A 25,225-nucleotide genomic window follows, 5' to 3' on the forward strand; every position below is an offset into this window, starting at 1 on the left:
TGGGTGCAGCAACAACGCTGACGACCGCAGGGGGAAGTACTTGAGCGCCACGATCATGCAGAAGGCCATCACGCCGCAGCTGAGCGACGGGTACTTCACAGGCTTGATCGAACGGGTGGCCGGGTACGTGATCCCGCTCGACGCAGCGGCGGGGCTTCTGCGGATCCCTGACCTCATCGCCGTGCATGGCCTCGAGTTCCCGGCGACGCCGTTCTCCGCGGACATGCCGTACCTCGACGTCCTGCGCTTCGAGGCGGCTCCCGAGCTCTTCATCACACCGGCGATGGGCGGAACCGACGAACGCACCGCAGCCTTGCTCGGCGCGACGTGGGTCGACCACGAACCCTTCACCGGTACAGGGTTCGTCCCGAACGACCTCGACCGGACGGTGCCGCTCTCGTGGATGCCGTCCCACCGCATCCCGTACGGCGCCGAGATCTGGCGCTACGACGGCAGCGGCCCGTCGACGTTCGTCGCCCGGTATGCCGGCGTCCACATCGGGTGGGTCTACCGAGACGACCTGCAAGCCCGACGCACCCTCCGAGGCCGGATGATCTCGCGGTACAGCGGGGGAATCGCGACGGTCGACGGCGAGCGCTACATCGGCGACATCCTCGAAGAGACCCACGTTGCGATCGTCCGGCCCGATCCGGCTGCCGAGCAGGACGGCTTCGTCCAGACGAGCCCCGGTGCCTGGGGCAAGGTCGTTCCGATCGAGGACGTCTCTGAGTTCTGCGAGCTCGACATCAGGATCCGCTGGAACGGACTCGACCTCCGTGTCTCCGACGAGGTGCCGACCGGTCCGGGTGAGATCGGACTCGCTGCGACGTCGCTCCAGCACGACTACCGCCTGAACGAAGGGCTCGAGCTGACCAAGCTCGACGCCGACTGGTACGAGGCGACGCTGCCGCTCGACGTCTTGTCGGGGGCCGAGGTCCGCCAGACGCAGCGCCCCGGATGGCCAGGCGCGTGACTCGCGAACCAGCTGGCCCCGCTCGCTCGGCCGAACTGCACGACCAGCTCGCGACCGCACTCCTTGACAGCGTGGACGAGCCTTCGTCCACGACGATCCACCTGTTCTACGGACAGGTGGCCACCCAGATCATCGCGGCAATGAGCGCGGAGCGCGCAGACGGCACCCGAGAGGCACGGCGCACTCCGGACGCCGTCATCGACGTCTTGGAAAGCCTGCGCACGGCCGAGGCAGCTCCTGGTCGTGGCGCATGGATCTCCACAACGGTCACCATGCAGGACGGTAGGCTCCACGCCGATGTCAACTGGGATCGGCGCATCTTTCAGAATCCCGCTGACCCGTTCGTTCCCGGAACCGAGCCATGGATGCAATTCCCGGACGACGATGACTGGCGGATTGAGTTCCGAGTGCATCCGCGCTCCGCCGAAGCCGTCCCGGTCTGGGCTCGTGCCCTCGTTCCCGACGCCGAAGACGACGAGCGCGCTCGGGTGTCGGCGGAGCGCACTCGTGCGGCGTTGCTCGCCGCGAAGGGCACCTTCCCGGGGGCGCTCGCCCCGCTCGAGTCGGCATGGGGGTGGCCGGACATCTGGGAAGCAGTGCAGGACCACGTCGATACGTCAGTGGCTGCCGCGCGCACATCCGTCATCACGCGCTTGTCCGCGCACCACGAGCGGGAGCGCGAGACGGCGCTCACCGCACTTGCCCAGGACACCTGGGATCTCCTGTACGCCGAGCTCTTCGACGGGCGCGACAATCAGTTCCTCCTCGACGTCTTCGAGGCGATGCCGCTCGTGCGTCCGCAGGCAGCGGCCTTCGACAGCAGTCGTATCGACCCGCAGGCGACGTTCGCACTCGAGGGCGACGAGGACGTGTACCAGGCATTCGAGATCGTGGACTCCGTGCTCGGCGAGATGATCGACGTCGAGCTCGACCAACGCCTCGCGCAGATCCGAGGTTGACCGTGTCCGAACACATCGACGATCAGCCCGACCTGCACCGTGCGATCGCGCGGATCGCCAGAGACGCGTTCGCGGATCACGACTGGGACGCGATCCGGATCCACTTCCGCGAGACCGGGAGAGCGAGTTCCGCCCGAGTCGAACTCCTGCACGGGCAGAGCTGGCACCACGAGCGCATCCGCTCGGTTCCCCTCATGGACGCCTTCCACGAGCTGCGCCGTGCAATGAGCGCCCCAGAACAGGGCGCCTGGATGTCCTACGACTGGCATCTCGATCGCGCCGGAACCGTACGGGGAACGGCGAACTGGGACCGCCGCGTGTGGAACACCTCGGGCGACCCGTTCACCCAGCCCGACGTGGCCAACCCCATGCCCTCGGACGAGATGTGGGCGCTCGACCTTGAGCAGTACCCCCGGAGCCCCGCCTACATGCCCGAGTGGTTGGCGAGCATCGTGTCCCGTCGCGGCCACTGACACGAGCACTGGTGCCCGGCTCACGAGCCGGGCCGACGCGCTGGACCCGCACCGAGCCTCCCGTCCGACTCCCACTCGACCATCCGCGCAACGTACCGAATCCCTGAATTCGGCACGCCGAATTCTCTGGCATGCTGGTCCCCATGACCGACACCGTCGCCGCACGCCGAGCCGCCACGGGTGACGCACCACGGAAGCGCGCTGCCAGCCTGACGCTCCTCGGTCCCGCCTTCGTCGCCGCCATCGCGTACGTGGACCCCGGCAACGTCGCCGCGAACCTCACGGCAGGGGCGAAGTACGGCTACCTGCTGCTCTGGGTCCTCGTGGCGGCGAACGCGAGCGCCGTGGTGGTCCAGTACCTGTCGGCGAAGCTCGGGGTCGTCACGGGGAAGTCGCTGCCGGAGCTCCTCGGCATGCGGATGAAGCGGACACCCCGGCTGCTGTTCTGGGCGCAGGCGGAGATCGTGGCTGCGGCGACCGACATCGCCGAGGTGATCGGCGGCGCGCTCGCCCTGCACCTGCTGTTCGGCCTGCCGCTCGTCGCTGGAGGGGTGATCACCGGTGTGGTGTCGATGGCGATCCTCGTGCTGCAGAACCGGCGGGGCGCCCGCACGTTCGAGGTCGTCGTCACCGCGATGCTCGCGATCCTGACGATCGGGTTCTGCGCGGGGCTGCTGTTCGCGCAGGTCTCCCCCGGCGAGCTCGTGTCAGGGCTGGTGCCGCGGTTCGAGGGTTCCGAGTCGGTGATGCTCGCGGCCTCGATGCTCGGTGCGACGGTGATGCCACACGCGGTGTACCTGCACTCGGCGCTGGCCAGGGACCGGCACGGGGACACTCCTGCTGGGCCCGAGCGCCGTCGGGTGCTCGTGATGACGCGGTGGGACGTGGCGCTCGCGCTCGTCGTGGCCGGCGGGGTGAACCTCTGCATGCTCGTGCTGGCCGCGGCGACGTTGCCTGGCGTGCCGGGGACGGACTCGATCCCGGGTGCGCAGGCGGCGATCGCGACGCACGTGGGGCCGGTCGTGGGTGTGCTCTTCGCGGTGGGGCTGCTGGCGTCGGGACTCGCCTCGACGTCGGTGGGCTGCATGGCCGGCGCGGAGATCATGCACGGGCTGCTGCACGTGCGGGTGCCGCTGCTGGTGCGGCGGATCGTGACGCTGGTGCCGGCGATCGTGCTGCTCGCGCTGAACGCCGACGCGACGATGCTGCTCGTGGTCAGCCAGGTCGTGCTGAGCTTCGGGATCGCGTTCGCGATCGTCCCGCTGGTGGCCTACACGTCCAAGCGGAGCGTGATGGGTGCCGACGTCAACGCCGTCGGCACGCGGGTGGTGGCGTGGGTGATCGCCGCGGTGATCGTCGCGCTGAACGTCGCGCTGGTGGCTCTGACGCTGGCCGGGTGAGCCGCGCCGCGGGGCGGCGGCGCGGCGCACCCACCCGGGCTACTCGACGACCTCGACGCCCTTCCAGAACGCCACGTAGCCGCTGTAGTCCTTGCCGACCCGGTCGAACGACGAGGGGATCGGCGTCGGGTACGACCACGCGGCATCAGGCAGCGTCTGGTCCCCGGCGTGCACGGTGTAGTACTGCGTGTCGCCCTTCCACGGGCAGTGGTACTGCGTGTCGCTCTCGGTGAAGAGCTCGGTGTTCACGCTCGACGGCGGGAAGTACCAGTTGCCCTCGATCTTGATGAGGTCGTCCTCGGATGCCTCTGCGATGACGGTGTCGCCGGCGACTGCCTTCATGGTGCGCTCCTTCGTTGATGAGCGGTGTGCTCACCCGTCCGGAACGCTACGCGCGCGCCTTGTGTTCCCCCGGGCGGATCGTCACGAGCTCCGGCCCGGCGGCGAGCGCCGCGTGCACCCGCTCCGGCCCGATGCCGCGAGCCGCTTCCGAGGCACTGACGAGGTGTTTCACGGCCCGCCGCAGCCCCGTGTACGCGGCGCATGCGGCAGCAGCCTCCGGCGAGGAGTGGTCGATCCCGACGACGGACAGCGCGTCGATCACGGCGCCGGCGCCGAGCATGTCCTCGACGGCGAAGTCCGGCGCATCGGGCACGTCGACCGACTCGCCTGCGGCTTCGGCGGCGTCGCCACCGGAGGGCGCGTGGTCCAGCCCGGCGGCGATCACCGCGACGACACACCGGTCACCACGCTCGGCCTGGAGGCTCGTCACCCGTTCCGCGATCGCCGCCGCGTTGCCGAGGTGGCCGGCCACCACCTCGGGCCCCGCCGGCAGGAGGCGGCGCACCGCCCGGTGGTCGGCACGATCCGGTCCGGCGGTGCCCGGACCGGCGGGGAGGACGTCCACCCAGACGATCAGGTGCGCTCCCACGGCGACGCGGTGGGCACCCGAGACACCCCATCCGAAGCGGACCTGGTACTGCTGCTGGCCTCGTTCACGCACCCCGTCACGATAACGGCTGTGGAGCGCCTGTCCCTTTCCACAGGGCGCCCACTCGGAGCCGTTCACGAAGATGCCCGACGGTACGATCGAGTCCCATGGAGATCGCCCCCGCACCCACCCTGACCGGCGACCGCGTCACGCTCGAACCCATCGCACACGAGCACGCGGACGACCTCCGGGCGGCGGTCGCCGACGGCGATCTGTGGCGCACGTGGTACTCCGCGATCCCGGCGCCGGCGCAGGTCGACGACGAGATCGACCGGCGTCTCGCGGAACACGCTGCTGGCCGGATGGTGCCGTTCGCGGTGCGTGACCGGCCGACCGGACGCGTGGTCGGGTCGACCACCTTCATGAACGTCGACACGGCGAACCGCCGGGTCGAGATCGGGTCGACGTTCCTGGCGAAGTCCTCGCAGCGCACCGGGATCAACACCGAGTCGAAGCTCCTGATGCTGTCCCACGCGTTCGACGTGTGGCAGTGCATCGCGGTGGAGTTCCGGACGCACTGGCACAACATGCAGTCCCGCGCGGCGATCGCGGGCCTCGGCGCCAAGCAGGACGGTGTGCTCCGGAACCACCAGATCGGCCGGGACGGCACGCTCCGCGACACCGTGGTGTTCTCCATCACGTCGTCGGAGTGGCCGACGGTACGACTCTCCCTGGCCGAGCGGCTCCGGCGTCACGACCGGGCAGAGGGCTCGCGTCGCCGTTCCGCCCGGCACGCCTGACCTACTCGGTGCTGCTGCGCACCGTGCGGCCGTCGAGCGGCTGCGTGGGGCGGTCGTTGTCGTGGTGGACGGCCGTCAGTGCGTCGATCTGGTCCTGGCCGAGCTCGATCGGCGTCGCGAGGACCACCCAGTGCACGCCTTCGGTGCAGGGCGGCGTCGTGAGCGACCCGTCGTAGGCCCAGTAGGCGCGGTTGGTGGGCAGCATCGCCGCGACGTCGACGACGTGGCTCCTGGCGGACGTCTCCCCATCGGCCGCTCCGGCGATGTAGGGGTCGAACGCGGCGTCGTGCGCGCCCGCCTCGGCGAAGACCGCGACGACCGCGAGGTGCCCCTTCGCATCGGCGTGCACGAAGTGGAACTCGACCGGGTACCGCTTGCCCTCGACGGTGTGCTCGGACGGAGCGTGGAAGTGCATCTGCTGCAGGTGGTAGGCGGTGCCGTCGATGACGGTCGTCTCGCCTGAGCCGGCGGTGAGCTGCACGGTGTGGCCGTTGTCGGCGGTGGTCTCGGTGACCTCGCCCTTCTCCACGTCGAGGTCGAGCGGGGCGTCGTGGCCGAGGGCCGGGAGGTCGATGGGCGACTGCGCCTTCCCGGCGGCGCACGTGCGGTAGTCGTCGGACAAGGAGGCCCAGTGCGCCGGGTCGTCGGTGCCGTCGTAGGCCCAGTGCGCCGGGCTGCTGGTGGTGGAGGAAACGGGCGCGCCGTTCGCCGTCGTCGTGGACGCCGCACTGCACGCGGTCAGCGTGCCGAGGACAGCGAGGGTCAGCCCGGCCGCGGCGAGGCTCCGATGTGTTGGGATCATCAGGCCATTCTGCATGTTACATATCTAAAGATCGGTCAGGTCGTCGAGCTCCTTCCTGTGCCTCGACTCAGCGGCGCGGGATCGCTCAGTGCGGGCATCACGCGAGCGAATGGTCGACCGTCCGGTCGCTGAGCGGCTGGACGGGGCGGACGTTCTCGACGTGCGCGGCCTCGAGATCGGCGAGCTGGTCGGTGCCGAGCTCGATCCGGTCCTCGAGCACGATCCAGCGGACGCCCTCGCTGCACGGCGGCGTGGTGAGGGAACCGTCGTACCGGTAGTGCGACCGCGCCTCGGGCAGCATCGCGTCGAGGTCGACCGTGCTCTCCCGCCCGGCGCCCGCCGTGGCCCCCGCGATGAAGCTGTCGTACGCGGGGTTGTGCGCTCCTCGATCGGCCAGGACCCCGACGACCGTGAGCGCCCCGTCCTCGTCCGCGTGGACGAAGTGGAACTCGGCATCGGCGGCCCCACCCTCGACGGTGTGCTCGGAACCGGCGTGGAAGTGCAGCTGCACGAGGTGCAGATCGTCGCCGCCGATCCGGGTGCGCGCGCCGTCGGCGGCCGTGAACTGCACGGTGTGCCCGTTGTCGGCCGTGATGCCCTCGACCGGGCCGGACGCCTGGAGGTCGAGTGCCGCGCCGCGCTTCGGAGCGGGCAGGTCGATCGGCGACTGCTCCTCGCCGGAGGAGCACGTGCCGTACTCCGACGCCAGAGCGCCCCAGTGCGACGGCCCCTCGTCACCGGTGTACGACCAGGACGAGCCGGGGTCCCCACCGTGGGCATCGGCGGCGTCGGGTTCGGAGGACGACGAGCACCCGGCGAGCAGGAGCAGCGCCACGGGGACGGCGACGAGGGACGGGGTGGAACGAGGGAACCTGTGCATACTCACATATTGGAATATCAAGTATCTGTAACGGCTGAGTGGTCACCTCGGTACGGTCACGCGTATGCACGTGGGTCTCCGCCTGGTCCTCGACGCCCCTGTCGACGTCGTCCGTGACGCCCTCATGGCGCCGGAGGTGATGGTCGGTGTCACCAGGCCGTTCCTGGTCTACCGCTCGCTCGATCCCGACGGGTTCCCGTCGCGGTGGACGCCGGGCCAGCCGCACCCGATCGCCGCGAGCGCCTTGGGGCTGCTGCCGAGCGGGACGAGCCACGTGGACATCGACCGGTACGAGGTGGACGGCGTCCCCGTACAGCGCGACAACGGCGGCGGGACGAGCGGCCTGTTCGCCCGCATGGACATGCGGCACCGGATGGCCGTGACGGAGCTCCCGGACGGGACGACGCTGTTCGTCGACCGGCTCGACTACCGGATGCACCCGTGGGCGCTCGGTCTCGCACTGTGGCCGGGCATGTGGGTGATCTGGCAGTGGCGGGCACTCCGGATGCGGCAGCAGGCCCCGACCTGGCCCCCTGCCTGACGCAACGCTCCGCACGGAATCGAGCCGAGCCTCCCGTCCGCCGCGGAGCGGGCGTAGCCTCGACCACGTGAGCCAGACGCGCCCCCAGGAGCCGAAGACCGACGACCGCGTGCACAGCACGCTGGCGACCGTGGACTGGCGGCGCATGACGTTCGACCTGTACCGCCGCGTGCGCGCCACCCCCGACCCCGAGACGGCGCACGCGCTGTGGCGGGAGACGCGCGACGCGATGTTCGCGGAGCACCCGGCCAGCCCGCTGCTCGACGAGGACGCCCGCGACTTCGAGGAGCTCCCGGTCCCGCCGTACGACCCGGAGTGGCGCTTCCGGGCCCGTGTCGAGCCGGCCGAGCCCCAGGTGCTCGACGTCGAGACCGGCACGGACGGCATCGTGCACTTCGACCGGCTCGGCATCGTGACCCTGCCCGGCATCGGGTCGCTCGACGTGTGGTCGCACGGCGGCTACGCGGGCGGGGTGTTCATCCCCGTGAAGGACGCCAGCGCCGGGAAGGCCCGCGGGACCTACGGGGGCGGACGCTACCTGCTCGACACGATCAAGGGCGCTGACCTCGGCGGCGACGACGGCGAACTCGTGCTCGACTTCAACTTCGCGTACAACCCCTCGTGCGCGTACGACCCGGCGTGGGCGTGCCCGCTCGCGCCTCCCGGCAACACCGTCGCGGTGGCGATCCCCGTCGGCGAGCAGTACGACTTCTAGGGTGGGCGCGATGTCTTCGACCGGGCTCGTGGCGATCGACGCCGGAGGGCGGATCCCGCCGTTCGAGCAGGTGCGGTCCCAGATCGCCGCCCAGATCACGGCCGGCTACCTGGTGGACGGGCAGCGGCTGCCGAGTGTCCGTGCGCTCGCGGACGAACTCGGGCTCGCGCCGGGGACGGTCGCGAAGGCCTACACCCTGCTCGAGGAGACCGGGCTCGTGCACACCGCACGGGGCGCGGGCACGCGGGTGATCCGACCGGCGGCCGTGCCGGAGGACGTCGTCGCAGCAGCCCGTGCGCTCGCGGCTGCCGCGCGCGGGGCCGGGTTGTCGGCGGACCAGGCGACGGCGGCGCTCCGCGACGTCTGGCCCGCGTAGGCGCGGCGGGCCCTCAGCAGCGCTCGAACACGTACGCCGGCTTCGACATCGGCACGAGGTCCCGGTCGCGCAGGATCGTCATCGCCGGGCGGTCGTCGAGGTCACAGACGGACGACCACGACCGGCCGATGTTGTCCGAGTACTCGATGTCGATGACCCGCGCGCCGTAGGTCTTCGTGTACGCGGCGCACTCCCGGTACTTCACGCACTCCTCCGCGACGACGAAGTCGAACCCGGTGTCACGCTTGCCGGAGGCCCCGAGCTGCGGGGTGTTCTTCTGCCCGGCGGCGAGCCCGTGCGCATGTGCGACGTCGACGAGCGCCGAGGCCAGCGCGAGGTTCCCCGACCGGGTCAGCGCACCGTGCGACCGGGTCCACGAGTCGAGGTTGTCGAACTCGACGGCGTCGAACCCGCGGTCGCTGCACCGGGCGATCGACTTCGTCAGCACCGACACGATCGACTCGCGCGCGGCGGCCGTCCTGGTGTCGAGGAGCATCTCGTCCGGCCACCCCGGGTCGGACACCGGATCGCCGTCGTCGTCCCGCAGCAGGGCGTCGGCGTGCGACCGCTTCCACATCGACGCGTCCTCCGGCTGGGTCTGGAACCCGTTGACGTAGCAGACGTTGTACTTGCCGGACGCGGGGTGCGCGGTGCTGTCGCGCTCGACGATCGTCACGTCCTCCGCCGGCCGGTACGCGCCACCGAGCTGGTAGTCGGGGACGCCCGAGGTCGGCAGGTTCGTGTAGTCGTGACCCCCGGATGCCGGAGACGGAGCAGTCGCGCAACCGGACACGAGCAGGGTCCCCACGACGACGGCACCGATGAGCAGGGTCCGTGACAGCATGCACGGATCATCCCACGAGCGGGTTTCCGGTCCACCCGCTATGATGGGTCGTACTCGAGGCGCCGATCGCCTCGTGCGTCGTACGGACGCCCCCGAAACCTCCCGGTCGAACTCGACCGATGCGTATCACGCACCACCGCTCCCCCGGAACCCGTCCGGGTCGGAACACCGGTGCCAGGCTCTCTGCTGCGGCGACAGTGCCCGCACCGCCGCGCCCACTCCCGAGCACGAGCTCCCGAGCGAGCACCGGCACGCGGACATGCTCCCGCCCGCGCGCTGATCCGAGCGCGCACCACGGCCGGCAACGGCCCGAAAGGTCACCATGACCAACCCCACTGCTGACGTCCGCTTCGCCGATCTCGGCGTCCCGACCCCGATGGTCGACGTGCTCGTCGCCCAGGGCAAGGAGACCGCCTTCCCGATCCAGGTGGACACCCTCCCCGACTCCCTCAACGGCAAGGACGTGCTCGGTCGTGGCCGCACCGGCTCCGGCAAGACGATCGCCTTCGCGATCCCCCTCGCCGCACGCCTCGCCGCCAACCCGCGCAAGCGCCGCGCCGGCCGCCCCCGCGCCCTCGTCCTCGCCCCGACGCGTGAGCTCGCGACGCAGATCGACGCGACGCTCGCCCCGCTCGCCAAGGCGATGGGCCTGAACACGACGACGATCTTCGGCGGCGTCTCGCAGGGCCGTCAGGTCGACGCGCTCCGCGGTGGCGTCGACGTCGTCGTCGCCTGCCCCGGTCGCCTCGCCGACCTCATGCAGCAGGGTCACGTGTCGCTCGACGCGATCGAGGTCACCGTCCTCGACGAGGCCGACCACATGGCCGACATGGGCTTCCTGCCCGGCGTGACGAAGATCATGCAGGCGACGCCCGAGCAGGGACAGCGCCTGCTGTTCTCCGCCACGCTCGACAACGGCGTGGACAAGCTCGTCAAGAAGTTCCTGCACGACCCGGTCATGCACTCCGTCGACGACGAGTCCAGCCCCGTCGAGGCGATGACCCACCACGTGTTCGAGGTCGCCGACGCCGACGCGAAGAAGGACCTCGTCCGGACCCTCGCCTCCGGCACCGGTCGCCGCATCCTCTTCATGCGCACGAAGCACCACGCCAAGCGCCTCGCGAAGCAGCTCTCGTCGCAGGGCATCCCCGCGGTCGACCTGCAGGGCAACCTGTCGCAGGGTGCTCGTGAGCGGAACCTCGCGAAGTTCTCCGCCGGCGAGGCCCTCGTGCTCGTCGCCACCGACGTCGCCGCCCGCGGTGTGCACGTCGACAACGTCGAGCTCGTCGTGCACGTCGACCCGCCGACCGAGCACAAGGCGTACCTGCACCGCTCGGGCCGTACCGCTCGTGCCGGTTCGTCCGGTGACGTCGTCACGGTCGTCATGCCGGCAGAGCGTCGCGACGTCGCGCAGATGATGCGCAAGGCCGCGATCACCGCCAAGCCGCAGCAGGTCAGCGCGAACTCCGCGCCGGTCGCCGAGCTCGTCGGTGAGATCGCCCCGATCCGCCACGTGGCCGAGGCCCCGGTCCAGCAGCAGCAGCCGCGTCGCCAGCAGTCCGCCTCGTCCGAGTCCGCCGGTCAGGGTCGCGGTCGCGGCCGTGGTCGCGGCGGTCGGACTGGGCCCACGCGGGCCGGTTCCGGCGCGTCGCGGAGCTTGCGGAGCGACGTGGCGGCCGAGCCCGTGGGGAGAGGCTCGGCCCCGGCCGCGCAGTCCGGCTCGGCTCCCAGCAGCTCGGGTGGACGCCGTGGCGGCCGTTCCGCGGACGCCGCGTCAGCTGGTCGCGGCGGTCGTTCCGCCGACACCGCGTCGGCGGGTGGGCAGCGCCGCGGCGGCGGGAGCCGTCGTGCGTCGAGCGACACCGTCCGCGGTGGCTCGGCTCCGGTCTGGTCGTCGGACGGTGGCTACGCTGCCGGTCGCTCGGGTTCGGAGTCCGGCGGCAACCGTCGTGGCGGTTCGCGTCGGGCCTCGCGTCCGGCCGGCTCCGCGCGCTGACGCCAAGGGGGACAACCTCAACGCTCCCTGCGAGCGGATGTCCCGTCAGGTGTAGCTTCTGGGTCACCGGAAGGCACGCGAGTGTCACCCGGTTGACCTGTCCACCGACGGAAGGAGCCGCCTATGGCTGGCATCGATGACATCAAGAACGCTGCCGAGAAGGCAGCAGGCAAGGCCAAGGAAGCCGTCGGGAACGTGACGGACAACGACCGTCTCAAGGCCGAAGGCCAGACCGACCAGGCGAAGGCCTCGGCGAAGCAGGGCGCGACCGACGTCAAGGACGCCGCGCACGGCGTTGCCGACAGCTTCAAGGACAACAAGTAAGACCCAAGTCGGTCGCACAGACCGCACTGCGAAGCCCCCGCATCCCATACGGATCGCGGGGGCTTCGTCGTGTTCGGGGGGCGTTACAGCAGCGCGCCGACGGAGGCGAGACCGGCGCGCATGAGTGCACCACGGCCGCCTTCCATCTCGTCGGAGACCGCGGCCGACGCCGCTTCCATCGGGCTCATCCACGTCAGCTCGAGGGCGTCCTGACGAGGCTCGCACGTGCCGGTGACGGGGACGACGTACGCCAGGGAGATCGCGTGCTGGCGCTCGTCGGTGTACACCGAGGCACCGGGCAGCGGGAAGTACTCCGCCACGGTGAACGGCGCCGGGTTCGACGGCAGCTGCGGGAAGGCCATCGGCCCGAGGTCCTTCTCGAGGTGCCGGAACAGCGCGGTGCGGATCGACTCGCCGAACATCACGCGTCCGGACACCAGGGTGCGGGCGATGGAGCCGCTCGGGGCGACGCGGAGCAGCACGCCGACCTCGGTCACGACGCCGAGGCCGTCGGTGCGGACGGGGATCGCCTCGACGTAGCAGATCGGCAGGCGACGGCGGACCATCGCGAGCTCCTCGTCGGACAGCCAGCCGGAGTCGGGGTCAGGGGTGCGCAACGAGGCCATGCACCGTGTCTACCAGGGACCGGGGCGAAGCACGTGCAAGACCACGGGGTTGGGGATGGTTGATGCGTCAACTATTGTCGGCAGCATGATCGACCAGAGCGCCGTCCAGTGGACCCGTCCGGCCGGCGAACGCGCCGGCACACCCCTGCTCGTCCTGCTGCACGGGGTGGGGTCGAACGAGCGGGACCTCTTCGGGCTCGCACCCGCGCTGCCACCGACGTGGACGATCGCGTCACTGCGGGCACCGATGGCATGGGGGCCCGGGTACAGCTGGTACCCGCTCGGGACGCCGGGCTCACCGTCGCTCGAGCTCGTCGACGCCGCGGTGGACGGCGTCCTCGACTGGATCGACACCGTCGCGGCCGACCACCCGCGGATCGGGCTGCTCGGGTTCTCGCAGGGCGGGTCGATGGCGCTGCAGCTCCTGCGCGCACGGCCGGCGGGCTTCGCGTTCGCCGTGTCGTTGTCCGGGTTCGTGGTTCCCGGTGTCACGGACTCCCGTGACGAGGCCGTCGCGGCGGTGCGCCCGCGGGTCTTCCTCGGGCACGGCGACCTCGATCCGGTCATCCCCGGCGAGGCCACCGCGCGGACGGCCGCCTGGGCAGCGGCGCACACCGACGTGACCGACCGAACCTACGAGGGCCTGCCACACGCGGTGTCGGCGGCGGAACTGGCGGACGTGGCCGCCTTCATCGGTTCCTGACCCGCGCACGGACGGGAGGCCCGGTGCCAGCTGGCACCGGGCCTCCCGTCCCTGTGGTGTTGCGTCGCTAGTCGGCGAGGATCTGCAGGAGGTCCTTGCGGAGCTGGTCGACCTTGGCGGCTGCCGCCTTGGTCTGCTCCTCCGTCGCGCTGGTGCGGTACATGTGCAGCACGCCCATCGTCTTGCGGAGCGACTCGAAGAACTCGCGCTGCGCGTCCGGGACACCGGGCGTGGAGTCCCACGCCGCGGCGATCTCGTCGGCCTTCGCCTCTGCCTCGGCCTTGCCGGCGTCGGTGAGCTCGAAGAGCGTCTTGCGGCCGTCACCCGTCGAGACGACGAGGTCCTCGTCGACGAGCTGCTGGAGCGTCGGGTAGACCGAGCCGGGGCTCGGCTTCCAGGCGCCGCCGGTGCGCTCGGCGATCGTCTTGATGATCGCGTAGCCGTTCTGCGGGCCCTCGGCCAGCAGGCCGAGGATCGCGAGGCGGACATCCCCGCGGCGGCGACGCTCACGGCCGAAGCCGGGGCCGCCGAAGCCCATCCCGGGACCCATGCCCGGGCCGAAGCCCATGCCGGGACCGAACCCGCCACGGCCGAAGCCGCCGCGTCCACCGTGGTCACCGCGGTCGCGGCCGGGGAAGCCGGCGCCGTGGTGCTGCCGCGCGCCGCCGAAGCGGGGGCCGCGCGGTCCGAAGCCGCGCTGCTGGCGGCTGTTGTCGTTGTCGTCGTAGTCATCCATGGTGCGCATGAGTGACTCCTTCCTGTGTTCGTGTTCGAAGTTGTCTCGCGCTTCCGAACTGTTCCGTTCGTATCGCGATGTGTTAACGATAGATCGGTAACTATCGCTCTGTCAAGCACTTGTTCTCGTTGGGTCGGTTGTCGGGGGTCGCGGGCAGGATGGGACGGACCATGACGGACGTGCTCGAGCGCTTCTCCCCCGCGACCGCGGAGTGGTTCCGTGGCGCGTTCTCCGCCCCCACCGCGGCGCAGTCCGGCGCGTGGGACGCGATCTCGACCGGCCGGCACGCGCTCGTGGTGGCGCCGACCGGGTCCGGCAAGACGCTGGCGTCGTTCCTGTGGTCGATCGACCGACTGATCAGCTCGACGGAGCACCCGCCGGCCAAGCAGCGCACGCGGGTGCTCTACGTCTCCCCGCTGAAGGCCCTGGGTGTCGACGTGGAGCGGAACCTCCGCAGTCCGCTCGTCGGCATCACGCAGACGGCTCGTCGGCTCGGGCAGGAACCACCGGACGTCACGGTGGGCGTGCGGAGCGGGGACACCCCGTCGTCCGATCGGCAGAAGCTCCTGCGGCAGCCGCCGGACATCCTCATCACGACGCCCGAGTCGCTGTACCTGATGCTGACGTCGCAGGCGCGCGAGACCCTGGTGAACGTCGACACCGTCATCGTCGACGAGGTCCACGCCGTCGCCTCCACCAAGCGTGGGGCGCACCTCGCGGTGTCCCTCGAACGGCTCGACGACCTGCTCGACAAGCCGGTGCAGCGGATCGGTCTGTCGGCCACGGTGCGCCCGGCCGAAGAGGTCGCGCGGTTCCTCGGCGGACGGTCTCCGGTGGAGATCATCGCGCCGCCGGCGCAGAAGACGTTCGACCTGCGGGTGGTCGTGCCCGTCGACGACATGTCCGAGCTCGGGGCGCCCCCGGTCGGGGCTGACTCGTCGGACGCCCCGACGAACGGGTCGATCTGGCCGCACGTCGAAGAACGCGTGGTCGACCTGATCGAGGAACACCGGTCGACGATCGTGTTCGCGAACTCCCGGCGGCTCGCCGAGCGGTTGACCGCGCGGCTCAACGAGATCCACGAGGAACGGATGCTCGGCGCATCTGCCGACGACGCTGCGCTCGTGGCTGCGGGGGCTCCCCGGCCGCAGTCACCGGCCCGAGCTTCGGCGCACGCGCCGGTCGCCCAGCCGAAGCGTCCGCCCGCCCAGGTGATCGGTCAGTCCGGGCAGACCGACGGCGGCGGATCCGACCCGTCGGTGCCCGTCCTGGCACGCGCGCACCACGGTTCCGTGTCGAAGGACCAGCGCGCCATCATCGAGGACGACCTGAAGTCCGGACGACTCCGGTGCGTGGTCGCCACCAGCTCACTCGAACTCGGCATCGACATGGGCGAGGTCGACCTCGTCGTCCAGGTCGAGGCACCGCCGTCGGTCGCCAGCGGACTGCAGCGCGTCGGTCGAGCCGGGCACCAGGTGGGCGAGATCTCCCGAGGGGTGCTGTTCCCGAAGCACCGGGCGGACCTCGTGCACAGCGCGGTCACGGTCGAGCGCATGGTGTCCGGGCAGATCGAGTCGATCTCCGTCCCCGCGAACCCGCTCGACGTCCTCGCGCAGCACACCGTCGCCGCCGGGTCCGTCGACACCCTCGACGTCGAGCACTGGTTCGAGCTCGTCCGGCGCAGCGCGCCGTTCAGCGGTCTGCCGCGCTCGGCGTTCGAAGCCACGCTCGACCTCATCACCGGCCGGTACCCGAGCGACGAGTTCGCCGAGCTCCGCCCGCGCCTCGTCTGGGACCGGGTGCACGGCACGCTGACCGGTCGGCCAGGTGCCCAGCGACTCGCGGTGACGAGCGGCGGCACCATCCCGGACCGCGGCATGTTCGGCGTGTTCATGGTCGGGGAGCGGGCGTCCCGCGTCGGCGAGCTCGACGAGGAGATGGTCTACGAGTCCCGTGTCGGGGACGTCTTCGCGCTCGGGGCCACGAGCTGGCGCATCGAGGAGATCACCCACGACCGGGTGATCGTCAGCCCGGCGTTCGGGCAGCCGGGGCGGGTCCCGTTCTGGAAGGGCGACGGCATCGGCCGGCCAGCCGAGCTCGGACGGGCGACCGGCGCCTTCATCCGAGAGGTCGAGGGCGCCTCCGACGCCGACGCCCGCGCCCGCGTCGCCGCCGGTGGGCTCGACGAGCGCGCGATCACCAACCTGCTGACGTTCCTCCGCGAACAGCGCGAGACCACCGGCCACGTCCCGAACGACACCACGCTCGTCGTCGAGCGGTTCCGTGACGAACTCGGCGACTGGCGGCTCATCCTGCACTCGCCGTACGGCATGCAGGTGCACGCCCCGTGGGCCCTCGCCGTCGCAGCACGCCTCCGCGAACGCCACGGCATCGACGGCGACGCGATGGCGGCGGACGACGGCATCGTCGTGCGGATCCCCGAGACGGACGCCGAGCCGCCGGGCGCGGACCTGTTCGTCTTCGAGCGGGACGACCTCGAAGCGCTCGTCACCGACGAGGTCGGCGGCTCTGCACTGTTCGCCGCGCGATTCCGCGAGTGTGCCGCTCGTGCGCTGCTGCTCCCGCGCCGCAACCCGGGCCAGCGTTCGCCGCTGTGGCAGCAACGGCAGCGGGCATCGCAGCTGCTCGAGGTCGCACAGAAGTACCCGTCGTTCCCGATCGTGCTCGAGACCGTGCGCGAAGTCCTGCAGGACGTCTACGACGTGCCGTCCCTGCTCGGCATCGCGGACGAGATCGCCCGCCGGAAGATCCGCCTGGTCGAGAGCGAGACCGAGCAGCCGTCGCCCTTCGCCCGCTCGCTGCTGTTCGGGTACGTCGCTGCCTTCATGTACGAGGGCGACACCCCGCTCGCCGAGCGTCGTGCGGCAGCCCTGTCGCTCGACTCGACACTGCTCGGGGAGCTGCTCGGGCGGGCCGAGCTCCGCGAGCTCCTCGACCCGGCCGTCATCGCCTCCACCGAGCAGGACCTGCAGCGGCTCTCCCCCGACCGTCGAGCACGCGATGCCGAGGGGCTGGTCGACGTGCTCCGACTCGTGGGCGCGCTCGACCTCGACGAGGCCGTCGACCGCAGCTGGGTGGCTTCCTCGGACGACCGCGACGCGGCTCGGGCGACCGTCCGGACGACCCTCGAATCGCTCGAACGCGATCGCCGCGTGCTGTCGTTCTCGCACGCGGGGTCCACACGTTGGGCCGTCATCGAGGACGCCGCCCGGCTTCGCGACGCCCTCGGTGTCCCGCTGCCCATCGGCGTCCCCACCGCCTTCATCGAGCCGGTGGCCGATCCCCTCGGTGACCTCGTCGGCCGGTACGCCCGGTCGCACGGCCCCTTCGCCGCACAGGACGCCGCGACGCGCCTCGGGCTCGGCGTCGCCGTCGTCCAGGACACCCTGCGTCGGCTCGTCGCGGACCGGCGCCTGGTGGAGGGCGAGTTCCGCCCGGACCGTCAGGGCGCCGAGTGGTGCGATGCCGAGGTCCTGCGGCGCATCCGCACACGGTCGCTCGCAGCGCTCCGGCACGAGGTCGAACCGGTCTCCCCGGACACCCTCGGCCGGTTCCTGCCCGCGTGGCAGCACGTCCAGGCACCAGGCGTCCGCGGGGGCCTGCGCGGGATCGACGGCGTGCTGCAGGTCGTCGACCAGCTCGCCGGGGTCGCACTGCCCGCCAGCGCCTGGGAGTCCCTGGTGCTGCCCGCTCGGGTCTCCGACTACGCCCCGAGCATGCTCGACGAGCTCACCGCCACGGGAGAGGTCCTGTGGTCCGGTGGCGGCACCCTGCCCGGGAACGACGGCTGGGTCCGCCTCCACCTCGCCGACACGGCACCGACCACCCTCGCCGAGCCGGCTGGCGACGAGACGACCGAACTGCAGCGCGATGTGCTCGGCGCCCTCGCCGGCGGTGGCGCGTACTTCTTCCGGCAGCTCGGGCAGGCCGTCGGCAGCACCGACGACCAGGCGCTCACGACCGTGCTGTGGGACCTCGTGTGGGCCGGGCAGATCACGAACGACACGTTCGCCCCGCTCCGCGCGATGCTCGGCGGCAAGGCACGGTCGAGTACAGCGCCGCGGACCCGGGCGTACCGCGGGCGTCGCCGTCCGACGATGCCGTCGCAGTCCGGGCCGCCCAGTGTCGGCGGCCGGTGGTCGCTCCTGCCCCTGGCCGAGGCGGACGCGACCGTGCGGGCAGCGGCGACCGCGGAGCAGCTGCTCGAACGGTACGGCGTCGTGACCCGCGGCGCCGTGCAGGTCGAGGGCGTCCGCGGCGGGTTCGCCGGCGTGTACCGGGTGCTCTCGCGCTTCGAGGAGTCGGGTCGTGCACGGCGCGGGTACTTCATCGAGGGGCTCGGGGCAGCGCAGTTCGCGACGAGCCCGACGGTCGACCGGCTCCGCACGTTCGCGAGGGACCTCGACGACGACGAACGTGCGAACCCGGACCGCGCACGGACGGCCCTGGTGCTGGCAGCGACCGACCCCGCGAACCCGTACGGGGCGGCGCTGCCGTGGCCGACCGAAGCGGATCCCGACGACGGATCCGTCGCGACGACGGCCGAGCCGAGGTCCCGCGGGCACCGCCCCGGTCGCAAGGCGGGTGCGCTCGTGGTGCTCATCGACGGCGAACTCGCGGTCTACGTCGAGCGCGGCGGCAAGTCCGTGCTGACCTTCACCGAGGACCCGGCCGACCTCGCCGCAGCTGCCACCGCCGTCGCGGGCGCAGTGCGGAGCGGTCTCGGCAAGCTCTCCGTCGAGCGGGTCGACGGCGTCTTCGTGCTCGAAGCCCCGCTCGGCGAGGCACTCCGTGCCGCAGGGTTCACGGCGACACCGCAGGGGGTCCGGCTCCGTGCCTGAGGGTGACACCGTCTTCCGTGCCGCCGGTCGACTGCACGCCGCGCTCGCCGGCAAGGTCCTGACGCGCAGTGACTTCCGGGTACCGGCGTTCGCCACGCTCGACCTCGTCGGGCGCACCGTCGACGAGGTGGTCCCGCGCGGGAAGCACATCCTGCACCGCATCGGTGACCTGACCGTGCACTCGCACCTCAAGATGGAGGGGCGGTGGGACGTCTACGCCCCCGGCGACCGCTGGCGTCGACCGGCGCACCAGGCCCGGGCGATCCTCGACGCGGACGACGTGTCGACGGTCGGCTTCGCGCTCGGTGTCCTCGAGGTCGTCCCACGCGACCAGGAGTCCGAGATCGTCGGGTACCTCGGACCCGACCTGCTCGGACCCGACTGGGACGCCGGACTCGCGGAGGCGAACCTCACCGCCGATCCGGCACGCCCGGTCGGACTCGCGCTGCTCGACCAGCGCGTGCTCGCGGGGCTCGGCAACGTCTACCGGAACGAGCTCTGCTTCCTCCGCGGGGTGCTGCCGACGCGCCCCGTCGGCGAGGTGCACGACACGGCGCGGATGATCGACCTGGCACGCCGGCTCATCGTGATGAACCGTGACCGCAGCGCGCGGGTGACGACCGGCGTCGATCGGCCGGGGTCGCGGTTCTGGGTGTACAACCGCCGCGGCAAGCCCTGTCTGCGGTGCCGGACGCCGATCCGCGCCGAGGAGCTCGGCGATTCCGAGCTCACCCTGCGCGACACGTACTGGTGCCCGCGCTGCCAGACCTGAGCGGGGTGGAGCGGCGCTGCCGAACCTGAGTCGCGGGGGCCGACCGGCAGACGCGAACCCGCCCACCCGACCCGACCCAGAACGACAGGCTCGTTGTCGTACGACGACGATCCTGTCGCTCGTTGCGGACGCAACGGTTGCACGCGCGTCCTTGCGACAGGCTCGCTGTCGTACGACAGCGACGCTGTCGCTCGTTGCGGACGCAACGATCTGAGTGGCGCCCACCGGGCACTGGTCGCGCGCCGCGCCGGACGGGAGGCTCGGTGCCGGACGAGAGCCGAGCCTCCCGTCCGGCAGACGCGAGCCCGCCCGCCCGACCCGACCCAGAACGACAGAGTCGCTGTCGTACGACGACGGTCCTGTCGTTGCTTGCGGACGCAACGGTTGCACGCGCGTCCTTGCGACAGGCTCGCTGTCGTACGACAGCGACGCTGTCGCTCGTTACGGACGCGCGTCAGGCGGACGCGGAGCGGTCGCCGAGCGAGCGGCGACGCAGCGTCGGCTGCAGGACGGCCGGCGGGTTGTACTGCTGGTCGAGGCGCCCGACGTCGGTGCCCGGCGGGACGATCGCGTCGATGCGGTCGAGGACCTCGTCCGAGAGCGCCACGTCGGCACCGGCGAGCAGGTCGTCGAGCTGCTCCATCGATCGCGGTCCGATGAGCGCGCTCGTCACACCAGGGTGTGCGATCGCGAACGCCATCGCGAGGTGGGTCATCGGGATGCCGGTCTCCTCGGACAGCGCGACGACCTGCTCGACGGCGTCGATGCGTCGTTCGTCCTGGTTGTGCCGGAACATCCCGACGCGCGCGAGGTCGCTCTCCTGGCCCTTCCGGAAGCGGCCGGTGAGCATGCCCCCGGCGAGCGGACTCCACACCAGGGTGCCCATGCCGTAGCGCTCGGCGGTGGGGAGGACCTCGCGCTCGATGCCGCGGTTGAGGATCGAGTAGGTCGGCTGCTCGGTCCGGAAGCGCTCGAGGCCGCGACGCTCGGACGTCCACTGCGCCTCGACCTGCATCGACGCGGGGAAGTCGGAGCTGCCGATCGCGCGGACCTTGCCGCTCCGGACCAGGTCGGTCAGGGCGGACAGCGTCTCCTCGATGTCGACCGTGTCGTCCGGGCGGTGCGCCTGGTAGAGGTCGATGTGGTCGGTCTGCAGACGGCGGAGCGAGTCCTCGACGGCGCGCATGATCCACCGGCGGGAGTTACCACGGCGGTTCGGGTCCTCGCCCATCGGACCGTGGAACTTCGTGGCGAGGACGACGTCGTCGCGGCGGCCCTTGAGCGCCTTGCCGACGAGTTCCTCGGAGCCGCCCTGTGAGTAGCGGTCGGCCGTGTCGATGATGTTGATCCCGGCGTCGAGCGCACGGTGGACGATGCGGATGGAGTCCTGCTCGTCGCCGTTGCCGATCCGGCCGTCGGTGCCGAGCATCATCGCGCCGAGTGCGAAGGGGCTGACCTGGATCCCGGTCTTGCCGAGGGTGCGGTACTGCATGGTTCCTCCTGTCGATGGCGTCCGCTACGTCCGTGCCGTATCGTGGGCCGAACTGGAACGCTCTTCCGGAACTATACGGAACGGCGTTCCGTTTACGCAAGCAGCAAGGAGGACTCTGTGCGCGCCGATGCCCGACGCAACCTCGACGCGTTGACCGACGCCGCGAAGACCGTCTTCGCGACGGACGGGGTCGACGCACCCGCGAAGGTGATCGCGGACCGCGCGGGAGTCGGCGTCGGCACGCTCTACCGGCACTTCCCGCAGCGTTCCGACCTGGTCGTCGCCGTGTTCCAGCGCGCGGTCGACGCCTGTGCGGACGCCGCCCCCGTGCTCGCGGCCGAGTACGCACCGGACGAGGCACTCGCCCGGTGGCTCCAGCGGTTCACCGAGTTCGTCGCGACGAAGCGCGGGCTCGCCTCGGCGCTCCACTCCGGGGATCCTGCGTTCGAGGCCCTGCCGGACTACTTCCTCGGGCGACTCGGCGACGCGCTCACCGGGCTGCTCGACGCCGCCGCGGCAGCCGGCACGATCCGCGCCGACGTCGACGCACGTCAGCTCCTGCACGCCGTCGCGAACCTCTGCCACGGCGCACCGACACCGGAACAGAGCCAACTGATGGTCGGACTCCTGGTGGACGGACTGCGCTACCGCGCGACCGTCTGAGGCCTCAGCGCCCCGGGTGCAGGCGTGACGCGGCGGTCGAGCGCACGGCGTCGGTGACCCGGTCCAGCAGGGGCGAGGCCAGGTTCCAGCGCTGCCACCACAGCGCGACGTCCGCCCGACGCCCCGGGGTGAGTTCCACGAGCGACCCCTGCGCGAGGGCGTCGAGACACTGGGCCTCCGGCAACAGCCCCCACCCGAAGCCGAGCGTCACGGCCCGTGCGAAGTCCGCCGAGGTCGGCACGAAGTGTCGCGGTGCCCGGGGCGCGTGGCCGACGACACGGCGCAGGAAGCCCTGCTGCAGGTCGTCGTCGTGGTCGTAGTCGACGAGCGGGACACGATCGAGCCGCTGCAGCATCCGCCGTTCGGTGTCCGCGCCGTCGAGGTACCTCGTGACGAAGTCCGGCGATGCCACGGCGCGGTACCGATCGATCCCGAGCAGGACCGACGAGCACCCCTGGACGGGCTCGGCCTCTGCCGTGACCGCGGCCATCACCGTGCCGGCTCGCAGCAGTTCGGCCGTGCGGTCCTGGTCCTCGCGGTGCAGGTCGAACACGACCTCGGTGTCCGCCCGGACCAGGGCGAGGGCGTCGAGGAACCACGTGCCGAGGGAGTCGGCGTTGACCGCGAGCGGGATCGACGGGATCCCGCCGGCCTCGGTACCGCCGCCGGTACCGAGGGAGCGGGCGGTCTCCTCGTCGAGGAGCCGCACCTGTCTCGCATGGCGGAGCACCACGGCGCCGTCGGCGGTGGGGACGATCGGCGTCGTGCGCTGCACCAGCACCCGGCCGACGAGCTGCTCCATCGCCTTGATCCGCTGCGACACCGCGGAGGGCGTGATCGCCAGCGCCCGGGCGGCAGCGTCGAAGGTCCCGAGGTCGACCGCGGCGAGCAGCGTCTCGAGGTGGTCGCGGTGGAGGCGCAGCATGAGCAGAGCTTACGGTGCATCAGGAACGTGAGCTGTACTACACAACTCCGTGTCCGTACCGTCGACGTGTGACCGCACTCCTCCCCGCTCTCTCCGGCCTCGGTACCGGGCTCGCGCTCATCGTGGCGATCGGCGTGCAGAACACGTATCTGCTCCGGCTCGCCGTGAGTGCTCGACTCCGGGTGGTGGCGGCAGCGGTCGTCGTGTGTGCGGTGTCCGACGCGGTGCTCATCCTCGCGGGGGTGCTCGGCGTGGGCGCGGTGGTCGAGCGGTTCCCGGTGGCGCTCGTCGTGATCCGGTTCGTGGGTGCGGCGTTCCTGCTGACCTACGGCGTGCTGGCCGCGCGTCGGGCGGTGCGGCCGTCCGGGGACGCGATCCGGGTCGGAGCCTCGGACGACGGGGTCCCCGTTGGGTCGGGGTCGGGGCCGGCGTCGGGGTCGGGGTCCGCCGTGATGGCGCCCGCTGATGGACATCGCGCCCCGGCACATGCGGGCGCGACGGTCGTGGCGGGGCGCGATGCACCCGCGGACGGAGCGGACCAAGCCGGACGAGCCGCACCCACCCTGCGTGCCGCGGTCCTGACCATGCTCGTCTTCACGTGGGCGAACCCACACGTCTACCTCGACACGCTCGTGTTCCTCGGGTCCGTCGCGAACCAGCAGGGTGTGGACGACCGCTGGTGGTGGACGATCGGCGCCGTCGCCGCGAGCTGCCTGTGGTTCGGGGCGCTCGGGTTCGGCGGGCGGCTGATGCGCCCGCTCTTCGCGAAGCCGATCACCTGGCGCGTGTTCGACGCGGTGGTCGCCCTCGTGATGCTGGCCTTCGGGGTCGCGCTGCTCGTCGGCGCCTGACGCGACTACTGCAGCCCGCGGCCCACCCGGCTGTGCCGACGGCTGTACCCGAAGTACACGATGAACCCGATCGCGAGCCAGATCACGAAGCGCAGCCAGGTCTCGACCTCGAGGTTCAGCATCAGCCAGAAGCACAGCACCGCGGACAGGATCGGCAGCACGGGCGACCACGGCACCCGGAAGGAGCGGGGCGCATCCGGCCGCGAGCGACGCAGCACGATGATGCCGATCGACACGAGCACGAACGCGGACAGCGTGCCGATGTTGATCATGCCCTCGAGCTTGTCGACCGCCGTGAACCCGGCGAGCACCGCGACGACGACGCCCGCGACGACCTGCACCCGGACCGGGGTCTGCGTCTTCGGGTTCGTGACCGAGAACCAGCGGGGCAGGAGCCCGTCGCGGCTCATCGAGAACACGATGCGCGACAGGCCGAGGAGCAGCACCATGACCACCGTGGTGAGGCCGATGAGCGACCCGATCGCGATGATGCCGGCGGCCCACGGGAGCCCGACGAGGTCGAACGCGGTGACGAGCGACGGCGAGTCGGCCGATGCGAGCTGCTTGTACGACACCATGCCCGTGATCACGACGCTGACGCCGACGTACAGCAGCGTCACGATGCCGAGCCCGATGAAGATGCCGCGCGGCAGGGTCTTCTGCGGGTTCTCGGTCTCCTCGGCGCTGGTCGCGACGACGTCGAAGCCGATGAACGCGAAGAACACCAGCGACGCCGCGGCGAGCAGCCCGAAGACGCCGTACTGCGCGGGCTCGGAGCCGGTGAACCACGAGACGAGCGACTGGGTCCAGACGCTGCCCTCCGGGCCCTTCGTCGGCTGGGCCGGTGGGATGAACGGGGTGAAGTTGGCCGCCTTGACGAAGAACGCACCGACGACGATGACGAACACGACGATCGCGACCTTGATGATCGTGATGACGGCCGAGACGCGCGACGACAGCCGGGTGCCGAACGCGAGCAGCACGGTGAAGATGCCGACGATCAGGACCGGCCCCCACGTGAAGCCGATCGGCCCGAGTGCGATCGTGCTCGGCAGGTCGACGCCGAACACCTCGAACGCCTGGCTCAGGTAGATGCCCCAGTACTTCGCGATCACGGCGCTGGCGGTCAGCGTCTCGAGGATCAGGTCCCAGCCGACGATCCACGCCAGGAGTTCGCCCATCGTGGCGTAGGTGAACGTGTACGCGGAACCGGCGACGGGGATCGTCGAGGCGAACTCGGCGTAGCACATGATGGCCAGGCCACACGTGACGGCGGCGAGGAGGAACGAGATGATGACGCCGGGTCCGGCGAAGTTCGCCGCGGCGTTCGCGCCGACGGAGAAGATGCCGGCACCGACCGCGACCGCGATGCCCATGGCCGCGATGTCGAACGTCTTCAACGATCGCTTGAGCGACCGCCCCTGTTCTTCGGAGTCGGCGAGGGAGGCCTCGATCGACTTCGTGCGGAGCTTCGTTGCCATGGGGTGGATCCCGTCATCGGCTGGCGGTGGACCCCGGAAGGGTACTGGTGTACCACCCCGGCACGCAAAGCGTGCGACTGCCTGTCCGGCCTGGAGGCTC

25 protein-coding genes are annotated in these 25,225 nt (G+C 71.1%); 15 read left to right on the forward strand and 10 right to left on the reverse strand.

Annotated features, from left to right (window positions below; all coding sequences use genetic code 11):
- Nucleotides 1–40 precede the first annotated feature (40 nt).
- The 4 genes from ACIPJ2_RS01845 to ACIPJ2_RS01860 all read left to right on the forward strand — a co-directional run bounded on the left by ACIPJ2_RS01845 (nt 41) and on the right by ACIPJ2_RS01860 (nt 3,805).
- On the forward strand, nt 41–973 hold the full coding sequence (locus ACIPJ2_RS01845; RefSeq protein WP_402727296.1) for a hypothetical protein: 933 nt from the start codon (nt 41–43) through the stop codon (nt 971–973).
- Complete coding sequence (locus ACIPJ2_RS01850) at nt 958–1,932, forward strand: hypothetical protein (RefSeq protein WP_402727297.1); 975 nt, start codon at nt 958–960, stop codon at nt 1,930–1,932. Before ACIPJ2_RS01845 ends, ACIPJ2_RS01850 begins: the two co-directional genes overlap by 16 nt.
- A 2-nt stretch (nt 1,933–1,934) precedes the next feature.
- Nucleotides 1,935–2,405, forward strand: coding sequence for a hypothetical protein (locus ACIPJ2_RS01855; RefSeq protein ID WP_402727298.1), 471 nt, complete (start codon nt 1,935–1,937; stop codon nt 2,403–2,405).
- 143 nt (nt 2,406–2,548) lie between these two features.
- Complete coding sequence (locus ACIPJ2_RS01860; protein ID WP_402727299.1) at nt 2,549–3,805, forward strand: Nramp family divalent metal transporter; 1,257 nt, start codon at nt 2,549–2,551, stop codon at nt 3,803–3,805.
- Nucleotides 3,806–3,844: 39 nt separating this feature from the next.
- On the opposite strand, the gene ACIPJ2_RS01865 is transcribed toward ACIPJ2_RS01860, so the two are convergent.
- Both ACIPJ2_RS01865 and ACIPJ2_RS01870 read right to left on the reverse strand, forming a co-directional pair.
- Complete coding sequence (locus ACIPJ2_RS01865) at nt 3,845–4,147, reverse strand: DUF427 domain-containing protein (protein WP_281266066.1); 303 nt, start codon at nt 4,145–4,147, stop codon at nt 3,845–3,847.
- A gap of 46 nt (nt 4,148–4,193) precedes the next feature.
- Nucleotides 4,194–4,808 (reverse strand): hypothetical protein, encoded by a 615-nt coding sequence (locus tag ACIPJ2_RS01870; protein WP_281266067.1) that lies wholly within the window; start codon nt 4,806–4,808, stop codon nt 4,194–4,196.
- Between the two features lie 95 nt (nt 4,809–4,903).
- On the opposite strand from ACIPJ2_RS01870, the gene ACIPJ2_RS01875 reads away from it, so the two are divergent.
- Nucleotides 4,904–5,536 carry a GNAT family N-acetyltransferase gene (locus tag ACIPJ2_RS01875; protein WP_402727300.1) on the forward strand — a complete coding sequence of 211 codons (633 nt, stop codon included), beginning with the start codon at nt 4,904–4,906 and terminating at the stop codon, nt 5,534–5,536.
- A gap of 1 nt (nt 5,537) precedes the next feature.
- On the opposite strand, the gene ACIPJ2_RS01880 is transcribed toward ACIPJ2_RS01875, so the two are convergent.
- Nucleotides 5,538–6,338 (reverse strand): carbonic anhydrase, encoded by an 801-nt coding sequence (locus tag ACIPJ2_RS01880; protein ID WP_402727301.1) that lies wholly within the window; start codon nt 6,336–6,338, stop codon nt 5,538–5,540.
- 97 nt (nt 6,339–6,435) lie between these two features.
- On the reverse strand, nt 6,436–7,218 hold the full coding sequence (locus ACIPJ2_RS01885; protein ID WP_402727302.1) for a carbonic anhydrase: 783 nt from the start codon (nt 7,216–7,218) through the stop codon (nt 6,436–6,438).
- Nucleotides 7,219–7,282: 64 nt separating this feature from the next.
- Between ACIPJ2_RS01885 and ACIPJ2_RS01890 the strand changes: the two genes are divergently transcribed.
- The 3 genes from ACIPJ2_RS01890 (at nt 7,283) to ACIPJ2_RS01900 (ending at nt 8,850) form a co-directional block, all read left to right on the forward strand.
- Entirely contained in the window at nt 7,283–7,759 is a 477-nt protein-coding gene (locus tag ACIPJ2_RS01890; protein WP_402727303.1) for a hypothetical protein, read from the forward strand.
- A gap of 145 nt (nt 7,760–7,904) precedes the next feature.
- Complete coding sequence (locus ACIPJ2_RS01895) at nt 7,905–8,474, forward strand: DUF1684 domain-containing protein (RefSeq protein ID WP_281267641.1); 570 nt, start codon at nt 7,905–7,907, stop codon at nt 8,472–8,474.
- A 10-nt stretch (nt 8,475–8,484) separates the two neighbouring features.
- The gene (locus ACIPJ2_RS01900) at nt 8,485–8,850 is read left to right on the forward strand and encodes a GntR family transcriptional regulator (protein ID WP_281266072.1); all 366 of its coding nucleotides are present in this window, start codon (nt 8,485–8,487) and stop codon (nt 8,848–8,850) included.
- A 13-nt stretch (nt 8,851–8,863) separates the two neighbouring features.
- Here ACIPJ2_RS01900 and ACIPJ2_RS01905 read toward each other — a convergent pair whose 3' ends face one another.
- Nucleotides 8,864–9,694, reverse strand: coding sequence for an endo alpha-1,4 polygalactosaminidase (locus ACIPJ2_RS01905; RefSeq protein ID WP_402727304.1), 831 nt, complete (start codon nt 9,692–9,694; stop codon nt 8,864–8,866).
- Nucleotides 9,695–10,016: 322 nt separating this feature from the next.
- On the opposite strand from ACIPJ2_RS01905, the gene ACIPJ2_RS01910 reads away from it, so the two are divergent.
- Together ACIPJ2_RS01910 and ACIPJ2_RS01915 are read left to right on the forward strand one after the other, a co-directional pair.
- The gene (locus ACIPJ2_RS01910) at nt 10,017–11,690 is read left to right on the forward strand and encodes a DEAD/DEAH box helicase (protein ID WP_402727305.1); all 1,674 of its coding nucleotides are present in this window, start codon (nt 10,017–10,019) and stop codon (nt 11,688–11,690) included.
- A gap of 123 nt (nt 11,691–11,813) precedes the next feature.
- A complete protein-coding gene (locus ACIPJ2_RS01915; protein WP_111105972.1) occupies nt 11,814–12,014 on the forward strand; it encodes a CsbD family protein in 201 nt (66 codons plus the stop codon).
- A gap of 83 nt (nt 12,015–12,097) precedes the next feature.
- Here ACIPJ2_RS01915 and ACIPJ2_RS01920 read toward each other — a convergent pair whose 3' ends face one another.
- The gene (locus tag ACIPJ2_RS01920; RefSeq protein WP_402727306.1) at nt 12,098–12,640 is read right to left on the reverse strand and encodes an NUDIX hydrolase family protein; all 543 of its coding nucleotides are present in this window, start codon (nt 12,638–12,640) and stop codon (nt 12,098–12,100) included.
- An 85-nt stretch (nt 12,641–12,725) separates the two neighbouring features.
- Between ACIPJ2_RS01920 and ACIPJ2_RS01925 the strand changes: the two genes are divergently transcribed.
- Nucleotides 12,726–13,343, forward strand: a complete 618-nt coding sequence (locus tag ACIPJ2_RS01925; RefSeq protein WP_402727307.1) for an alpha/beta hydrolase — start codon at nt 12,726–12,728, stop codon at nt 13,341–13,343.
- A 67-nt stretch (nt 13,344–13,410) separates the two neighbouring features.
- Here ACIPJ2_RS01925 and ACIPJ2_RS01930 read toward each other — a convergent pair whose 3' ends face one another.
- Nucleotides 13,411–14,079, reverse strand: coding sequence for a PadR family transcriptional regulator (locus ACIPJ2_RS01930; RefSeq protein WP_402728304.1), 669 nt, complete (start codon nt 14,077–14,079; stop codon nt 13,411–13,413).
- Nucleotides 14,080–14,249: 170 nt separating this feature from the next.
- On the opposite strand from ACIPJ2_RS01930, the gene ACIPJ2_RS01935 reads away from it, so the two are divergent.
- Complete coding sequence (locus ACIPJ2_RS01935; RefSeq protein WP_402727308.1) at nt 14,250–18,941, forward strand: ATP-dependent helicase; 4,692 nt, start codon at nt 14,250–14,252, stop codon at nt 18,939–18,941.
- Entirely contained in the window at nt 18,934–19,713 is a 780-nt protein-coding gene (locus ACIPJ2_RS01940; RefSeq protein WP_402727309.1) for a DNA-formamidopyrimidine glycosylase family protein, read from the forward strand. Before ACIPJ2_RS01935 ends, ACIPJ2_RS01940 begins: the two co-directional genes overlap by 8 nt.
- 454 nt (nt 19,714–20,167) lie before the next feature.
- Here the strand turns inward: ACIPJ2_RS01940 and ACIPJ2_RS01945 are convergent, their stop codons facing one another.
- Entirely contained in the window at nt 20,168–21,205 is a 1,038-nt protein-coding gene (locus tag ACIPJ2_RS01945; RefSeq protein WP_281266080.1) for an aldo/keto reductase, read from the reverse strand.
- Between the two features lie 117 nt (nt 21,206–21,322).
- On the opposite strand from ACIPJ2_RS01945, the gene ACIPJ2_RS01950 reads away from it, so the two are divergent.
- Complete coding sequence (locus tag ACIPJ2_RS01950; protein ID WP_402727310.1) at nt 21,323–21,868, forward strand: TetR/AcrR family transcriptional regulator; 546 nt, start codon at nt 21,323–21,325, stop codon at nt 21,866–21,868.
- Nucleotides 21,869–21,872: 4 nt separating this feature from the next.
- Here ACIPJ2_RS01950 and ACIPJ2_RS01955 read toward each other — a convergent pair whose 3' ends face one another.
- On the reverse strand, nt 21,873–22,793 hold the full coding sequence (locus ACIPJ2_RS01955) for a LysR family transcriptional regulator ArgP (protein ID WP_402727311.1): 921 nt from the start codon (nt 22,791–22,793) through the stop codon (nt 21,873–21,875).
- 68 nt (nt 22,794–22,861) lie between these two features.
- On the opposite strand from ACIPJ2_RS01955, the gene ACIPJ2_RS01960 reads away from it, so the two are divergent.
- On the forward strand, nt 22,862–23,644 hold the full coding sequence (locus ACIPJ2_RS01960; RefSeq protein ID WP_402727312.1) for a LysE/ArgO family amino acid transporter: 783 nt from the start codon (nt 22,862–22,864) through the stop codon (nt 23,642–23,644).
- A 5-nt stretch (nt 23,645–23,649) separates the two neighbouring features.
- Here ACIPJ2_RS01960 and ACIPJ2_RS01965 read toward each other — a convergent pair whose 3' ends face one another.
- Nucleotides 23,650–25,125 (reverse strand): APC family permease, encoded by a 1,476-nt coding sequence (locus tag ACIPJ2_RS01965; protein WP_402727313.1) that lies wholly within the window; start codon nt 25,123–25,125, stop codon nt 23,650–23,652.
- Between the last annotated feature and the right edge of the window lie 100 nt (nt 25,126–25,225).

Source organism: Curtobacterium sp. NPDC090217 (assembly GCF_044746705.1).
In the GTDB taxonomy this organism is placed as follows: domain Bacteria; phylum Actinomycetota; class Actinomycetes; order Actinomycetales; family Microbacteriaceae; genus Curtobacterium.

Coding starts and splice junctions, on each gene's coding strand:
- ACIPJ2_RS01915 (WP_111105972.1), top strand. CDS start 11,814: ATGGCTGGCATCGATGACATCAAGAACGCTGCCGAGAAGGCAGCAGGC.
- ACIPJ2_RS01865 (WP_281266066.1), bottom strand. CDS start 4,147: ATGAAGGCAGTCGCCGGCGACACCGTCATCGCAGAGGCATCCGAGGAC.
- ACIPJ2_RS01905 (WP_402727304.1), bottom strand. CDS start 9,694: ATGCTGTCACGGACCCTGCTCATCGGTGCCGTCGTCGTGGGGACCCTG.
- ACIPJ2_RS01945 (WP_281266080.1), bottom strand. CDS start 21,205: ATGCAGTACCGCACCCTCGGCAAGACCGGGATCCAGGTCAGCCCCTTC.
- ACIPJ2_RS01930 (WP_402728304.1), bottom strand. CDS start 14,079: ATGGATGACTACGACGACAACGACAACAGCCGCCAGCAGCGCGGCTTC.
- ACIPJ2_RS01860 (WP_402727299.1), top strand. CDS start 2,549: ATGACCGACACCGTCGCCGCACGCCGAGCCGCCACGGGTGACGCACCA.
- ACIPJ2_RS01900 (WP_281266072.1), top strand. CDS start 8,485: ATGTCTTCGACCGGGCTCGTGGCGATCGACGCCGGAGGGCGGATCCCG.
- ACIPJ2_RS01875 (WP_402727300.1), top strand. CDS start 4,904: ATGGAGATCGCCCCCGCACCCACCCTGACCGGCGACCGCGTCACGCTC.
- ACIPJ2_RS01920 (WP_402727306.1), bottom strand. CDS start 12,640: ATGGCCTCGTTGCGCACCCCTGACCCCGACTCCGGCTGGCTGTCCGAC.
- ACIPJ2_RS01965 (WP_402727313.1), bottom strand. CDS start 25,125: ATGGCAACGAAGCTCCGCACGAAGTCGATCGAGGCCTCCCTCGCCGAC.
- ACIPJ2_RS01880 (WP_402727301.1), bottom strand. CDS start 6,338: ATGATCCCAACACATCGGAGCCTCGCCGCGGCCGGGCTGACCCTCGCT.
- ACIPJ2_RS01850 (WP_402727297.1), top strand. CDS start 958: ATGGCCAGGCGCGTGACTCGCGAACCAGCTGGCCCCGCTCGCTCGGCC.
- ACIPJ2_RS01890 (WP_402727303.1), top strand. CDS start 7,283: ATGCACGTGGGTCTCCGCCTGGTCCTCGACGCCCCTGTCGACGTCGTC.
- ACIPJ2_RS01885 (WP_402727302.1), bottom strand. CDS start 7,218: ATGCACAGGTTCCCTCGTTCCACCCCGTCCCTCGTCGCCGTCCCCGTG.
- ACIPJ2_RS01910 (WP_402727305.1), top strand. CDS start 10,017: ATGACCAACCCCACTGCTGACGTCCGCTTCGCCGATCTCGGCGTCCCG.
- ACIPJ2_RS01955 (WP_402727311.1), bottom strand. CDS start 22,793: ATGCTGCGCCTCCACCGCGACCACCTCGAGACGCTGCTCGCCGCGGTC.
- ACIPJ2_RS01895 (WP_281267641.1), top strand. CDS start 7,905: ATGACGTTCGACCTGTACCGCCGCGTGCGCGCCACCCCCGACCCCGAG.
- ACIPJ2_RS01935 (WP_402727308.1), top strand. CDS start 14,250: ATGACGGACGTGCTCGAGCGCTTCTCCCCCGCGACCGCGGAGTGGTTC.
- ACIPJ2_RS01925 (WP_402727307.1), top strand. CDS start 12,726: ATGATCGACCAGAGCGCCGTCCAGTGGACCCGTCCGGCCGGCGAACGC.